8 protein-coding genes are annotated in these 13,577 nt (G+C 68.4%); 4 read left to right on the plus strand and 4 right to left on the minus strand.

The annotated features are described in order from the left end of the window. The first annotated feature begins 1 nt into the window (after nt 1). Both ABS52_01990 and ABS52_01995 read left to right on the plus strand, forming a co-directional pair. Nucleotides 2-1,954 carry a hypothetical protein gene (locus ABS52_01990; protein ID ODT04947.1) on the plus strand — a complete coding sequence of 651 codons (1,953 nt, stop codon included), beginning with the start codon at nt 2-4 and terminating at the stop codon, nt 1,952-1,954. Between the two features lie 23 nt (nt 1,955-1,977). Then, nucleotides 1,978-3,000, plus strand: coding sequence for a hypothetical protein (locus tag ABS52_01995; GenBank protein ID ODT05114.1), 1,023 nt, complete (start codon nt 1,978-1,980; stop codon nt 2,998-3,000). A 45-nt stretch (nt 3,001-3,045) separates the two neighbouring features. Here ABS52_01995 and ABS52_02000 read toward each other — a convergent pair whose 3' ends face one another. After that, nucleotides 3,046-5,334 (minus strand): hypothetical protein, encoded by a 2,289-nt coding sequence (locus ABS52_02000; GenBank protein ODT04948.1) that lies wholly within the window; start codon nt 5,332-5,334, stop codon nt 3,046-3,048. Nucleotides 5,335-5,408: 74 nt separating this feature from the next. Then, nucleotides 5,409-6,740, minus strand: coding sequence for an N-acyl-L-amino acid amidohydrolase (locus ABS52_02005; protein ID ODT04949.1), 1,332 nt, complete (start codon nt 6,738-6,740; stop codon nt 5,409-5,411). Nucleotides 6,741-6,886: 146 nt separating this feature from the next. Between ABS52_02005 and ABS52_02010 the strand changes: the two genes are divergently transcribed. Beyond that, nucleotides 6,887-9,100 (plus strand): hypothetical protein, encoded by a 2,214-nt coding sequence (locus ABS52_02010; protein ID ODT04950.1) that lies wholly within the window; start codon nt 6,887-6,889, stop codon nt 9,098-9,100. A 67-nt stretch (nt 9,101-9,167) separates the two neighbouring features. Here the strand turns inward: ABS52_02010 and ABS52_02015 are convergent, their stop codons facing one another. Then, the gene (locus tag ABS52_02015; protein ID ODT04951.1) at nt 9,168-11,069 is read right to left on the minus strand and encodes an ABC transporter ATP-binding protein; all 1,902 of its coding nucleotides are present in this window, start codon (nt 11,067-11,069) and stop codon (nt 9,168-9,170) included. 170 nt (nt 11,070-11,239) lie between these two features. Here ABS52_02015 and ABS52_02020 point away from each other — a divergent pair, with 170 nt between their 5' ends. Beyond that, on the plus strand, nt 11,240-12,472 hold the full coding sequence (locus ABS52_02020) for a hypothetical protein (GenBank protein ODT04952.1): 1,233 nt from the start codon (nt 11,240-11,242) through the stop codon (nt 12,470-12,472). A 16-nt stretch (nt 12,473-12,488) separates the two neighbouring features. Here the strand turns inward: ABS52_02020 and ABS52_02025 are convergent, their stop codons facing one another. Further along, nucleotides 12,489-13,445: a UDP-N-acetylenolpyruvoylglucosamine reductase gene (locus tag ABS52_02025; GenBank protein ODT04953.1), complete on the minus strand. Its 957-nt coding sequence runs from the start codon at nt 13,443-13,445 to the stop codon at nt 12,489-12,491. Nucleotides 13,446-13,577 lie beyond the last annotated feature (132 nt).

A 13,577-nucleotide genomic window follows, 5' to 3' on the forward strand; every position in this document is an offset into this window, starting at 1 on the left:
GATGACCCAGTTCTCCTTCAACGGAATCGGGGTGTCGTTCGGCGCCACCACGATCCTTCGCGACGTCACCTTCACTGTCGCCGCTGGCGAGAAGTGGGGGGTGATCGGGCGGAACGGATCGGGGAAGACGACGCTCTTCCGCCTGCTCACCAGCGAGCAGAGCCCTACCACGGGGACGATTGCCAGGACGCCGGGGCTGCGCTTCGCGTTGCTCGACCAGCACCGGGAGTTCGCCGGTGCCACGACAGTCTGGGGGGCGGTAGCCGATGCGTTCCGCGACCTCATCGACCTGGAGGGAGACCTGGCGCGGCAGGCCGACGCGCTGGCCCATGCAGGCGACAACGTCACCGGGCAACAGCTCGACCGCTATGCCCGCGATCTCGAGCGGTTCGAGCACGCGGGGGGCTACACGTATGCCTCGCGAGTGGACGCGGTGTTGTCGGGACTGGGGTTCGACCCCGACGCGGCGCGGCACGAGGCGGTCTCGCACCTCAGCGGTGGAGAGCGCGGACGCGTGGCGCTCGCCCGCCAATTGGTGATCCCCGCCGACGTGATGCTCCTGGACGAGCCGACCAACCACCTCGACCTCGAGACGACGCGTTGGCTGGAGGAGTACCTGCGCAACACAAATGAAACGGTGCTCGTGATCTCGCACGACCGCGCGTTCCTGGATCGCGTCGTCGACCATGTGCTGCACCTCGAAGACCTCACCGCGTCGTCGTATGCAGGCGGTTACGCGCACTTCGTGCGCCAGCGTGCAGAACGGCGCCTGTCGCAACAGCGCGCCTTCGACAGGCAGGCCAAGGCCATCGCGAAGGAAGAGGACTACATCCGCCGAAACATCGCGGGGACCAACTCCAGGCAGGCCAAGGGGCGGCGCAGGCGGCTGGAGTGGCTCCCGCGCCTGAGTCCCCCTCCGGACGACGAGACGGCGATGGCGGTGCGCTTCCCGGCGGGGGAGCGCGGCGGTGACCAGGTGGCCGTGTTCGAGCACGTGACGGTGACGATCGGCGACCGCGTGCTGCTGCGCGATTTCTCCGAGTGGATCCGCCGGGGAGACGTGGTCGGCCTCATCGGGCCCAACGGATCCGGCAAGTCGACCTTGCTGAAGGCGCTCTTCGGTGAACGTCAGCTCGCTTCGGGCGAAATCCGCCTGGGGGGCGGGATCGCGGCAACGATGTACCGGCAGGATTTCGCGAACGTTCCGCGGGACAAGTCGCTCTACGACATCATCGCCGATCTGCGCCCGAGCTGGGAGCGGGGGGCGGTCCAGGGGCATCTGGGAATGGTGCAGTTCTCCGGCGACGAAGTCATGCGATCGGCCTCGTCGCTCTCCGGCGGCGAGCTGGCTCGCGTGGCGCTGGCGATGATGATGCTCCAGGGGGCGAATCTTCTCGTCTTCGACGAACCGACGAACCACCTGGACGTGGAGTCGATCGAGCAACTCGAGGACGCGATCGAGGGCTTCCCCGGGACGGTGGTGCTGGTGAGTCACGATCGTGAACTCCTGCGGAAACTGGTGACGCGCGTGTGGGAGCTGCGCGACGGCAGGATCCGCATCTTCGACGGCGACTACGTGGAATTCGAGGAGCTGCGCGAGCGCGAGGAGACGGCGCGGGCGGCGCGCCAGGCGTCGGTGGCGGCGGAGCGAAAGGCCCAGGAGAAGGCCGACGCCAGGAAGCGCGCGGCGAGCGAGTCGAAGGGCCGGGGCAACGCGCGCGACATCCGCCGGAGCGCCGAGCGGGCCGAGACGCGTGTCACGGACCTCGAGCGACAAGTCGCCGAACTCGATGCCGCCCTCGCCGACCCGGCGCTATACAACGACGCGAACGGCCACGCGCACGCGGCAGCATTGTCGCGGGAACTGGCCGAGGCCCACGCCGCGTTGGCCGAGGCGTTGGCCACGTGGGAGGACGCGCTGGCTGCAGCAGAGGCGCTCGACGCCGCTACCTAACCCCGAGACGCAGGGCTATTCCCATCAATCCCGAACTGTGGGCGTGGGGCGGATTTCTCGCCTTCGTGCTGTTGGTCCTCGCCATCGACCTGGGCGTCCTGAACAGAAAGGCCCACGTCGTAGGCATCCGCGAAGCCCTGCGCTTCACGGTGGTGCTCGCGTTCCTGGCCGTGTGCTTCAACGGCGTGATCTATGCGCTGTACGAGAATCACTGGTTGGGGCTGGGGATGCACGTCGATCGGCTGGACGGGATGGTGAACGACGGCCGCCTCGCGGCGGTCAAGTTCTTCACCGGCTACGTGATCGAGCTGTCGCTCAGCGCCGACAACGTGTTCGTGATCGCGATGATCTTCCAGTACATGCGGGTCCCGCCGCAGTACCAGCATCGCGTCCTCTTCTGGGGAATCCTCGGTGCGCTCCTGATGCGTGGGGCGATGATTCTCCTCGGCGCGTCCCTCATCTCCAGGTATCACTGGATCCTGTACGTGTTCGGGCTCTTCCTCGTGTACACGGCCATCAAGATGCTGATGGCGCGCGAGGATCACGAAGGGGAGGCGCCGGGGGAGGGCTTTGCCCTGCGACAACTGCGCCGCGCCTTCCCGATCACGCCGACGTATCACGAGGAGCACTTCGCCATCAAGCAAGACGGGAAGTGGATCCTGACCCCGCTGGCGGTGGCACTGGTGCTGGTGGAGACGACGGACCTGATCTTCGCGGTGGATTCGATTCCGGCGATCTTCGCGATCACCACCGACCCGTTCCTCGTGTTCACGAGCAACGTCTTCGCGATCCTCGGCTTGCGTTCTCTCTATTTCGCGCTGGCTGGCGCGATCGACAAGTTCCGCTACCTCAAGGTGTCGTTGGCGGCGATCCTCGGGCTGGTTGGGGTGAAGATGCTGGTCGCCGACCTGCTCAAGGAGTATCTGGGCCCCAGCTTCAATTTCTGGCTCCTCGGAATGGTCGCGATGATCCTGGCGGCCGGGATCGTGGCATCGTGGCTTCGGGCGCGCGATGGCGAGGCGCGCGAGGAGATGCCCTCGGATTGAGGAGCTGGGTGACTGCCGGGGAGCGCCGGGGAGCGCCGGGGAGCGTCAGCCGCGCGGGAGCATCATTCGGCGCGCCAACGCCTTGAACCGATCCTCGCCGCGTAGCGGGTCGAAGATCGGATTCACGTTGAGATAGACGACCCAACCCCGGCGCTCTGCGTGTGCGCGCTCGAGCCAGTCGAGGGCCGCTCCTCGGTCGCCGCAGGCCAGATGGGCTGTGGCGATGGCCGTCGACGAGATGTACTCGCGCTTCGCGCGCTCCTCGAGCGACGCGCGAATCGCGGCGGCTTCCATGTGTTCTCCGGCGCGGTCGAGGGCATAGGCGAGGGCTCCCGCCGTCAGGCTCCCCGCCTCCGGCATGGCCGCGGCGTCACGCAGCGTCGCAACGGCCTCGGCCGCACGTCCTTCCACGGCCAGCGACAGCCCGAGAATGCGGTATGACTCCTCGGAGGTGGGGTTCATCTCGATGGCGCGCTCGAGGTGGTACCGCGCGCGTTCGTAGCGCCGGGAGTAGTAGTACAGCCATCCCACGGTACGCCGGATCGAGACCGACGCCGGATCGAGTTCCTGCGCCGTGTGTCCTTCGACCAACCCTTCATCGAGCCGGCCGCACGCCGTGAGATAGAACGCGTACCACTGGTGCGCCGTCGGATACCGCGGGTCGAGCTCGAGGGCGCGACGGAACTCCTCGCCGGCTGCCTGGAATTCCCAGAAGTAGATGAAGAGCGACCACGCCAGCGACGTGTGCGCCTCCGCCAGTCGGTCATCCAGCCGCAACGCCTCGCGCGCATATTGCACGGCGCGCTCCAGTCCCACGCTGGAGGGGACACTGCGATAGTCGACGTGCAATGCGTAGGCGTCCGCAAGGCCGGTGTAGGCCAGCGCGTAGCGGGGATCCTCGGCGATAGCGCGCTCGAAGTGCTCGATGGCCTCTCTGGTGGCGGCATCAGTGCGCTGGTTCATCGACCACCGTCCCCGCAGGTAATGCCCGTAGGCGGCGACACTGTCCGTCCCGCGCTTGGGTGCGGGATCGCCGAGCTCGGCGAGCCAGGTTGCGCGCAGGGTGGTCACGATCGTCCGCGCGAGCTCGTCCTGCACGGCAAAGACATCCCTGACGTCACGGTCGTAGCGTTGCGACCAGAGGAGGCGTCCGTCGTCCGTCGCCGTGAGCTGTGCGGTGACGCGTAGGCGGTCGCCGTGGCGTCGCACACTTCCCTCGAGCACGACCGAGACACCCAGAAGGGCACCAATCGCGCGCACGTCGAGCGAGCGACCCTTGAGGGCAGAGACCGACGTCCGAGAGGCGACGCGCAGCGAGCCGATCTTGGTGAGGGCGTCGACCAATTCGTCGGTGATGCCATCGCTCAGGTATTCGTTGTCGGGGTCCGGGCTGGCGTTGACGAAGGGGAGAACGGCGATACTCTGGGCGGCTCGGCGCGCCAGGGCGCGCCGGAACCCGCTGGGGGCGTCGACCGCGATCTCGTTCGACATGGCGAGCACGAACTCTCCGGGCGAGGCGAACCGGTGCGACGGTTCCTTGGCCAGCGCTCGCGTCACCGCTGCTTCGAGCGCGCGGGGCGCGTCCGGCCTGGACGGGCGGAGGAGAGGCGGATCTTCGGTTACGTGGCGCATCATGACTGACTGCGGCGATCCCCCCACGAAGGGGGGGTGGCCAACGAGCATCTCGTAGACCACGGCGGCAAGGCTGTAAACGTCGCTGGCGGCGCCGATATCGCGATCTCCCGCCGCCTGCTCGGGGCTCATGTATGCCGGCGTTCCGAGCACGAGCCCCGGCGAGGTCACCTCTCCCGATACGCGGGCGTCGCGCGCCGTTGTCTCCACCAGCGCGCAGGCGCGCGCCACACCGAAGTCGGTGAGCAGTGCCATGCCAACGGCGAAGAGGATGTTTTCCGGCTTGACGTCGCGATGCACGAACCCTGCGTGATGGGCATGGTCGAGCGCTGCTCCGACTTCGTGCGCGATGCGAAGGGCCTCCTCGAGGGCGAGGGGGCCCCGCTTGAGCAGTCGCTCACGCAGCGATCCGCCGCGCAGGTACGGCGTGACGTAATACAGGAGTCCGTCGGCCTCGCCGGAGTCGATCAGGGGGACGACGTGTGGGTGGGCGAGCCGGGCGACGATCCCGATCTCGCGCAGGAAGCGCTCGGGGCCAAGCGAAGCCGCAAGGTCGGGACGGAGCACCTTGATGGCGACGGCGCGCCGATGCTTCCGCTCCTCGGCGAGATAGACCTTGGCCATCCCGCCGCGGCCGAGCTCGCGCTCGACCACATAACGAGCCGCCAGGGCATGCGACGATCTCACGGCCTCGTCGAGCATCGTTCATCCCTTGTTCAAGACGAGGCGCCGCACGGTGCGCCCCGGATCGTGTCGACCTTCCAGGCGGATCTCGGCTATGGCTGCACCCGAGCGTCGCCGACCAGGAAGTCGACGGCGACGCTGGACATGAGGCGCACGCCGATGGGCAGGGCGGCCTCGTCTGCGAAGAACAACGGTGAGTGATTGGACGCGACGGTGCGCGGATCGCGATCGCTCGGGGTGACGCCGAGGCCGAAGAAGAATCCCGGGACCTTCTCGAGGTAGCGGGAGAAATCCTCGCCCGCGGTGCCGGGCTGGGACTCGTAGAGCTGGTCCGCTCCCACCACGCGCTGCAGCGACGGCGCCATCCGGCGGGCGAGGGCGGCGGAGTTCATCGTCACGGGGTACCCCAGCTCGATGTGGACCTCCGCCGTGGCCCCTGCGCTCTGGGCAATGGACTCCGCGGTACGCGTCAGGCGCTGGTGGATGTCGGTGCGCATGGCCGCGTCGAGCGTGCGAATGGTGCCGATCATCCACGCGCTGTCAGGAATGATGTTCTCGCGCAACCCGGCATGGAAGGCACCGACCGTCAGGACGGCCGGCGCGGTGACGAGGTTGGACTGGCGACTAATGATCGTCTGCAACCCGAGGACGATCTGTGATCCGACGACGATGGGGTCGATCCCCGCCGAGGGGTAGGCGCCATGCGTCTGCCGGCCGCGCACGACGATGCGGAATTGGTCGGCGGCGGCCGCGATCGCGCCGGGACGCCAGCCGACGCTCCCCAGGCGCCCCGGACCGACGTGCAGACCGAAGATGGCATCGACCTTCGGGTTCTCGAGCACGCCGGCCTCGATCATCGGGCCCGCGCCGCCCACCGGCGGTGCCTCCTCTGCCGGCTGGAAGATGAACTTGACGGTTCCCGGAAGCTGCGCCCTCATCCCCGCGAGGACCTCAGCGGTCCCCATCAGGATGGCCACGTGGTTGTCGTGCCCGCAGGCGTGCATGACACCCGTCTCCTGACCGTTGTAGACGGCGCGCACCGTGCTCTTGAAGGGGAGGTCGACCAGCTCGGTCACCGGGAGGGCGTCCATGTCGGCTCGTAGGGCGACGACCGGGCCGGGCTTGCCGCCGCGCAGGATGCCGAGCACTCCGTTCCCCCCGACTCCCGTCTGCACCTCGATCCCCAGCGCCCGCAGGTGATCGGCGACGAGCCGTGCGGTTCGCACCTCCTGGAACGACAGCTCGGGGTGCTGATGGATGTCGCGCCTCCATGCGACGACCTTCTCCTCGATGTCGAGGGCCTTGCGGTCTATGACGGAGTGGAGGCGGGCGAGCTCGGTCGACTGCGCGACGCTCGCGACGGGCGATGCCAGGAGCATCGCGAACACAGCGATGGGAAGGAGGCGGAGCAGGGACGGCACCATGTGGGCAGTGCTGGCAGGTAGGGACGAGGGGTGCATTCGTGAGGGCGCTCCCTCAAGTTAGAGCAGTCATTCCCCGGGGCGCGAGCGCCGGCGCCGGCTCGTCCACCGGTCCAGCCCGGTACCGTCACCTGTCCAGGATGCACGTATTGGCCCTCTTCCTCGCCTCCCAGTTCGCCGCGGTGCAGGATCCGCGCGCTGGCGCCGGCGACTCGATCTACGCCTCCGCATCGGTGCGCGCGCTGGTGAGCGAGGCGGCGCGACTGAATCGTCGCGTGCCCGAGACGCTCGCGGGCTATCGGGCCTCGGCGGAGAGCGAGATGGCGATCATCGCCCGGCGGAGCGAGGGGCATGAAGGGGTCGTCTCGATCGAGCAGACCCGGAACGAGGTGCGCTGGGCCCGTCCAGGCGCGTACGAGCAGCACGTCGTCGGGTATCGCGCCGAGTCCATGGGCCTGCAGTTCTCATCGCTTTCCTACTTTCGGCAGGCGTGGACGGTGCCCGTGCTGTACGGGAACCGACTCACGCTCCTGTTCGGGCGCGACACGACGCGCCAGGGCCGTGGAGGAAGTCGCAGGCCGCAACGCCTGGTCGCGGTGCACCCACTCGCGGACGACCGTGACCGGATCTATCGCTTTTCCGGGGGAGACACCCTGGTGCGGCTGCGCGTGGATGGTCGAGAGATCCCGATCGTGCGCATCGTGGCCGAGCCCAGGGGAGAGGTACCCGAGGGAGTGATCGCATTCCAGGGAGAGCTCGACCTGGACGCTTCGCGGCACGTGCTGGTGCGCATGCGCGGCCAATTCGTCCGTCATCGCCCGCCGCCCTCACTGGCGGGTCGTCTCGCCGCGTTGGGCCGGGTCGAGGTGGTGGCCTACCTGGAGCTGGAGAATGGGGAGGTCGCGGGGCGGTACTGGCTCCCGACGTACCAGCGCTTCGAGGCGCAGCTGGGAGTCACGGCGGCGACGGCGTCGCGCTCGGTATTCCGCATCATCACGCGATTCCGCGACCATCGCGTGGTGGAGTCATCGCTGGCCGAGGCGGCTGACACGCTGGTCGCGCAACCGTTCGCCCTGACCTACGCGACCCCGGATAGCCTGGCCCGGGACGCTGGCTGGCGCACGGCGATCGGCGACGCGACCGGGAGCGTCCACAGCGACGACTTCAACGACATTGGCCCAGACGCATGGCGCCCGACCGGACGCCCGCTCCTGGTCTGGCGGGTGCAACGCGTCATGGACGCCGTGCACTTCAACCGTGTCGAGGGGCTGTACACCGGGTATGGCGCGGAGTGGCGACTCCGCGACGCCGTTCCCGGGCTCGTCGTGCGCGGAAACGCGGGATGGGCCTGGCGAGAGTCAACGCTTCGGGGGCGCGTGGGAGGAGACTGGGTGCGCGGTGCCAACACCTACATCGTGAGAGCAGGGCGCACGCTCGACATCACGAACGACTTCCGGCAGGTGTTCGACAGCGGGAGCATCGTGGGGCCGCTGTTCACCTCGGACAACTACGATTATGTCGACCGCCGGCTGGCGGCGCTTGGCTACTGGCGGCAGCTGGGGAAGGGGCGCACCGCGATCCTGCGGCTGGAGACGGGGCCGGCCAGCGATCGCATGGTGCGGCGGAGGGTGTCTCACGGCCTGTTCACGGGCGATTCGGCCTTTCGCGAGAACCGCGGCGTGCGCGAAGGGAACTACTGGCGGTCCTGGGGATCGCTGGAGTGGCACCCTGACGTGAGCGCAGAGTTCGTGCGAAGCGGCATCGGTGGACGCGTGAGTGCCGAGGTGGCGCGGGGCTCGCTGCGCTATGCGCGCCTGGAGGGGCGACTGACTGCGCGGAAGAGCGCGGGACGGTGGACGGTCGCGGCGCGCAGCGACGTCGGCACGGTCCTGGGCTCCTCGCCGCCGCCGCAGCAGCTCTTCGAGCTCGGCCGGTCCCAGCATCTCCCCGGCTATCGCTACAAGGAGTTTGCGGGAACCGAGGCGGCGCAGGCACGTGCCCTGCTCATGTACCGACTGGGCGTGATGCAGTCGCCGATTCGCGTGCGGCGCTGGTACTTTCCGCCCATTGCCCCAGCACTGGCGGCAGGGGTTCAGAGCGGATGGACGCAGGTACGAGGGGCGGGCGGATGGGCGGCGATGCGCGAGCTCGGGTGGAGTGGGGAGGGACCGGCGCCGTCGAGTGCCGGGGACACCGGCGGCTCGCCTACCACGCGATCGCCGTCGCGCACGACGGGAGGGGTGCGAACTTCGGTGACCCTGGGCATGCGTTTCTTCGGAGGCGCCGTGGGAGCGGGCTTTGCACGGGCGGTCGACCGAGGATCGAAGTGGGGACTCCTCTTCGACTTCTCGCAAGGGTTCTGACGCGCGAACCCATCAGTGCACGATCGGTGACCGAAGGGTGCGTCATGGGCGGCGACTCGGCCACGGCTCACATCCCGCTGGCGATGCGTTCCAACTCCTCCCAGCGAGCCATGGCCGCTGCGAGCGCGTCGTCGACTGCGGCAAGCCGGGCCTTCGCAGTCGCGACGCCGGCACCGTCGCGCAGCACGGTGGGATCGGCGAGGCGCCCATAGAGGGCCGTTCTTTCCTGCTCCAGGGCGTCGATGTGTTCGGGGAGCGTGTCCAGTTCCTTCTGTTCCTTGAAGGAGAGCTTCCGCGGCTTGTCGCGGCGCCGTGCTGCGGGCGGCGAGGGAGAGTTGGCCGCCGGCTTGGGGGCAGGAGGAGGGTTTGCCGGTGCCGGGCGCTGGCGGACCCAGTCGGAATAGCCGCCCGCGAACTCCCCCACCACTCCCCTCCCCTGCATGACCAGCGTGCTGGTGACGACGTGGTCGAGGAAGGCACGATCGTGACTCACGACGAGGAGCGTCCCGCTGAAGTCGAGGAGGAGCTCCTCCAGGAGGTCGAGCGTCTCGATGTCGAGGTCGTTCGTGGGTTCGTCGAGCGCCAGGACATTGAAGGGGCGCGTGAAGAGGCGCGCGAGCAGGAGACGATTGCGCTCACCGCCCGAAAGGGCGCGCACCGGCGTCCGCGCGCGTTCGGGCGTGAAGAGAAAGTCCTGCAGGTAGCCATGCACGTGTCGTGGCCCGGCGGCAAGCCGCACGAAGTCGGCGCCATCGGCGATGCTGTCGAAGACGGTTCGGTCGGGATCGAGCGCCTCGCGCAGCTGGTCGAAGTAGGCGACCTGCAAGCCCGATCCGTGTCGTACCGTGCCGCTGCCGGGGGTGAGCTCACCCAGGAGCAAACGCAGGAGCGTGGTCTTGCCGGAGCCATTGGGGCCGACGAGCCCGACGCGATCGCCCCGCATGATGGTGGCGGAGAAATCGCGCACGATGGTGCGTTCGCCGTGGGCAAAACAGACGTCACGCGCCTCGACCACGAGGCGTCCTGATCGCTCGGCCTCCTGTGCGGCGAGCTTGGCGGTTCCCGTGCGATCGCGGCGCTCACCGCGCTCGCGCCGCATCGACTCGAGGGCGCGCACGCGACCCTCATTCCGGGTTCGCCGCGCCTGGATGCTGGTGCGAATCCATCGCTCCTCGATGGCGAGCCTGCGGTCGAACTCGTCCCACGCCTTCTGCTCCACCTCGAGCGCTGCGTCCTTGCGCGCGAGATACGTGTCGTAGTCGCTACCCCAGTCGTACAGGCGCCCGCGGTCCAGTTCGAGGATGCGTGTGGCGAGTCGCCGGAGGAAGGCGCGGTCGTGGGTCACGAAGAGGAGGGTGATGCCGCGCTCGATCAGGTAGCCTTCCATCCACTCGATCGCCTCGATGTCGAGGTGATTCGTCGGCTCGTCCAGCAGGAGGAGGTCGGGCTGCCTGACGAGGGCGCGCGCCAGCAGCGCCTGTCGCTTGCGCCCGCCGCTCGCGTCGGCAAACCGGGCGTCGGGATCGAGGGCGAGATGCTGGAGCACCGTCGCGACCCGGGTGTGCAGCTGCCAGGCGTCGGCGACGTCGAGGGCATGATGCAGCCGATCGAGCGCCTTCAGGTTGGCTGGCGAAGGATCGACGCCGACGCGCAGCGACGCCTCGTGATATCGGGAGAGCAACCTTCCATCGTCGCCCAGCCCCTCGGCGACGATCTCGAACATGGAGCCGTCGAGCATGTCGGGAACGTCCTGCTCCAGGCGCGCGATACTCACCCCGCCCTGTCGCACGATGTCTCCCGCGTCGGGGAGGACCGTTCCGTCGAGGAGCTTCATCAGCGTGCTCTTCCCCGCCCCGTTTCGACCAAGCAGGCAGACGCGCTCGCCGCGCTCGATGGAGAAGGACGCCCCGTCGAGTATGGGCGGCCCACCGAATGCGATGGTGACGGACTGGAAGGAGACGAGGGACACGGGAGAGGGGCAGAAGACGAGAAGACGAGCAGACGAGAAGTGGGGCGTGTCGTCGGCTCGAGTTGCGAAGATACAGCCGGACGGGCGGTTGCCGGCGTGCGAGGGGACCGATTGCTTTCGGGTGCGGTGAACGCCCGACGTACGTGCCACCTCCTGAAGCCCCACTTCCGATGCCCGACACGCCGCCGGCTCACGTTCCCCACGGGGGCCATGTGCCCCACGGGGCCCACATCGCCAACCGAGTGCGACTCACCGACCCGTTCTACGCCGTCGCCATCTTCCGCGAGGCGATGGAGCTGGCGCGAGATGGGCGGACCATCTTCATGTCGGTCGGGGAACCGGACTTCCCCACCCCGGAACGGGTGGTGGAGTCCGCGGTGGCGGCGCTGCGGCGCGGTGAGACGCATTACACGGTTCCCATGGGGATTCCCGAACTGCGCCGTGCGATCGCGGCGCAGTACCGCGAACGCTACGGCATCGAGGTCCCGTCCGAGCGAATCATGGTCACCGTGGGGGCGTCCGGAGCGCTGACGCTCACGTTCGGCGTCCTCGCCGAGCCGGGCGACGAGTTCATCATGGCCGATCCCGGGTACCCGTCGAACCGGGCACTGATGACCTTCTGCGGCGCGACTCCCCGCCTCGTCCCCGTGGGCGCGGCCGAGCGATTCCAACTGACGGCGGAGCTCGTGGACCGACACTGGTCCCCGAAGACGCGCGGGGTGCTGGTCGCCTCGCCGGCAAACCCGACGGGGACGACGATTCCCGATGGAGAGTTGCGTGCCATCCACGAGGTGGTGCGCGCCCGGGGCGGGACGCTCATCGTCGACGAGATCTACCACGGGCTGACCTACGACACGCACCCGCAGACCGGGGCGGCGCTGGGCGACGATGTCTTCATCGTCAACTCCTTCTCGAAGTTCCACTGCATGACCGGGTGGCGCCTGGGGTGGATGGTCGTGCCCGAGCCGTACCTGGATGCCGTGGAGCGCCTGTCGCAGCACCTGTTCATCGCGCCACCGGCACCATCGCAGTGGGCGGCGGTCGCGGCGCTGGAGCCGGAGAGCATCGCGATCTACGACCGGCAGCGCGCGGAGCTGCATCGTCGGCGCGATTTCGTCGTGCCGGCGCTGGCCGCGCGCGGGCTGGAGGTGGCGTGCACGCCGGACGGTGCCTTCTACGTGTACGTGAACTGCAGCGCGTATACGAACGATTCCTGGCAGTTCGTCCGCGACCTCCTGCATGCCACCGGGGTGGCGGTGACGCCGGGTCGAGACTTCGGACGACACCGCGCCAACGAGTTCCTCCGGCTGTCGTACACGGCGCCCATCGGGGAGTTGGAGGAGGCGCTGGGGCGCATCGCCGCGTTCCTGGACGGCAGGAGGCGGGAAGGGAGTACTCGTTAGGTGCGCCTCCCCGCGCTCAGAACTCTCCGACGAAGCCGACCTCCGGGTCGAGGTGCAAGCCGTGTCGCGCCTCGACCGCCTGCTGCACGTGGGCGATGAGCGCGCGCACGTCCGCTGCCGTGGCGCCGCCCAGGTTGACCATGATGTTGGCGTGGATGTGCGAGACCTGTGCCCCGCCGATGCGGAACCCCTTGAGGCCGCACTGGTCGATGAGTCGCCCTGCGCCCACGCCCTCGATCTTCTTGAAGATCGAGCCGGCGCTGGGGTGAATGTCGAGCCAGGGGTGTCGCGCGCCGCGCCAGCTCAGGTTCTCCTGCAGGATACGGTGCATCACGAAAGGATCGCCGGGCGTCAGGCGGAAGGTCACGGCGAGCGCGACGTCGCGCGTGTGATGGAGGCGCGATGTGTCGTATCCGAAGGCCATGGCCCCCTGGTCGACCGTCGAACGTTCCCCCTTCTCGGTGAGGAGCTCCACCGACTCGACCACCTCGGCGATGAACATCGTCCGCTCTCGTCCGGGGGCCGGCGAGAGGAAGTGCAGGTTCTGCCAGACCGCTCCTCCCACGGTGCTCGGAATGCCGATGTAGTGCTCGAGCCCGGAGAGTCCCCGACCGATGGCGATGAAGATCAGGTCCCGGATCGTCGCCCCGCTCTCGGCGCGCAGCCCGGTTTCGCCGACGGGGGAGTGCGCCGCCGCGCGGTTGCGGATCACGACACCCCGAAAGCCCTTGTCGCCGACGAGGATGTTGGCGCCCAGTCCGAGGATGAAGTATGGCGTGGCCGTGGCGCGCGCGAGCAGCACCGCCTCTGCCAGATCGTCGGCCGACGTGGCATCGTACATCACGTCGGCCGGACCGCCGATCTTGAATGTGGTGTATGGAGCGAGCACCTCGTCGCGCCTCAGGTGCTCGCAGTCGAGGGTTCGGCGTGCCGCATCGACGAACGCGGCGACGGTGGCAGGCGTTTTCGTCATGGTAGCGCGAAAGAAAGCCGCTCGGGGAATCGCCCGCCAGCGGACAGGATGCCTTCAGTCGACAGGGAATGAGCGCAACGCGATCCGCAAACCGTCCCCGCAAGCCTGCTCGCCCCCCGGCCTTCACCCCTT

Source organism: Gemmatimonadetes bacterium SCN 70-22 (genome assembly GCA_001724275.1).
Taxonomy (GTDB): Bacteria; Gemmatimonadota; Gemmatimonadetes; order Gemmatimonadales; family Gemmatimonadaceae; genus SCN-70-22.

Excerpts from the sequence above, each read along its gene's own strand:
- ABS52_01990 (ODT04947.1), top strand. The coding sequence starts at position 2 with ATGACCCAGTTCTCCTTCAACGGAATCGGGGTGTCGTTCGGCGCCACC.
- ABS52_02000 (ODT04948.1), bottom strand. The coding sequence starts at position 5,334 with ATGCTCGACGAGGCCGTGAGATCGTCGCATGCCCTGGCGGCTCGTTAT.
- ABS52_02025 (ODT04953.1), bottom strand. The coding sequence starts at position 13,445 with ATGACGAAAACGCCTGCCACCGTCGCCGCGTTCGTCGATGCGGCACGC.
- ABS52_02020 (ODT04952.1), top strand. The coding sequence starts at position 11,240 with ATGCCCGACACGCCGCCGGCTCACGTTCCCCACGGGGGCCATGTGCCC.
- ABS52_02005 (ODT04949.1), bottom strand. The coding sequence starts at position 6,740 with ATGGTGCCGTCCCTGCTCCGCCTCCTTCCCATCGCTGTGTTCGCGATG.